Origin of the sequence: Paenibacillus sp. 102 (genome assembly GCF_039549175.1) — a bacterium.
GTDB lineage: Bacteria > Bacillota > Bacilli > Bacillales > Bacillaceae_G > Bacillus_A.
The window spans coordinates 1-1,114 of record NZ_JBCGHT010000059.1; the positions used below are offsets into that span (position 1 = coordinate 1).

Genomic DNA, 1,114 nt, shown 5'->3' on the forward strand with positions numbered 1-1,114 from the left:
GTAACAAACGAGAACCTTAAAACCGCGTCAGGATAGGAATGTATAAAAAAATGCATAGATCGATAGAACAAAAAAAGGAGGTTACCTTGTGAGAGTAGGGTTCCTCCTTGTCCTTGCTACCGATAATGGGACGTTATGTTAACCAAGCATGTATAAGATATTCATAGTTTGCTACATACTACATTCTGATAAAATGAAATAAAAGAAAATTAGAATAATTTAAAGGGAGAAGAGTGATGATTGATATTTTTAAAATTTTTGCGGCCTTAGCTTTGGGCTACTTTTTAGGCAGCCTTAATACAGCGGTGATTGTAGGGAAAATATACGGAAAGGACATAAGAAACCATGGAAGCAAAAGCGCCGGACTTACCAATACCCTGAGGGTACTTGGTAAGTCTGCTGCAGTATTTGTTCTTGCTGGAGATATATTAAAAGGGATAATTGCCTGTTTTATAGGATTGTTCCTTAGCGTTTACTTTTATTCAGGAGAGGCTAAAGATTGCATAAGCCTTTTAGCAGCAGGCGCAGGAGTGATTATAGGGCATAACTGGCCGATATATTTTGGTTTTAAAGGGGGCAAAGGAGCACTTACGGGAGTAGCTGTGATGTTTATGATCAACTGGGTTATGGCCATTTTATGCATTTGTTTTTTTGTGATAATAGTAGTTTTTACCCGTTATGTTTCTTTAGGCACAATATGCGCTACAATGCTTTTTGCAGCCATCTCGTTTATTCCAGTTTTCGGAAATACTATATATTTTTATATATTTGCTTTCCTAATGACGTTTATAGTTATTTTCAAGCATAGGGAAAATATAAAAAGGCTACTTTCAGGAACAGAAAATAAACTTATTTTTTCGCGGCGTTGAGCATGTCCTCAAAATGAAAAAAATTTAAAGTTAGTTAACCGTTTAAAACAAGAGACCACATTACAACTTCCAATAACGAGAATTATGTAAATGAGCTGTCCAAATGGATGGCTTATTTTATTTTTTGCTTAGCGTGGTTTTTTTCCAAAATGTTGGCGGTACCCCTATTAGATTTTGTGTAGTTGTAAGACTCCTGCATCTAAAACAACTTTTTTATACTGTCACCCACTCTATCTTTATGCCTT

The 1,114-nt window shown here is 35.6% G+C and carries 1 protein-coding gene; it reads left to right on the forward strand.

Features of this window, described 5'->3' with window-relative positions; all coding sequences use genetic code 11:
- Window positions 1-236: 236 nt before the first annotated feature.
- Window positions 237-869: a glycerol-3-phosphate 1-O-acyltransferase PlsY gene (plsY, locus tag AAIE21_RS29200; RefSeq protein ID WP_286125401.1), complete on the forward strand. Its 633-nt coding sequence runs from the start codon at window positions 237-239 to the stop codon at window positions 867-869.
- Window positions 870-1,114: the final 245 nt, after the last annotated feature.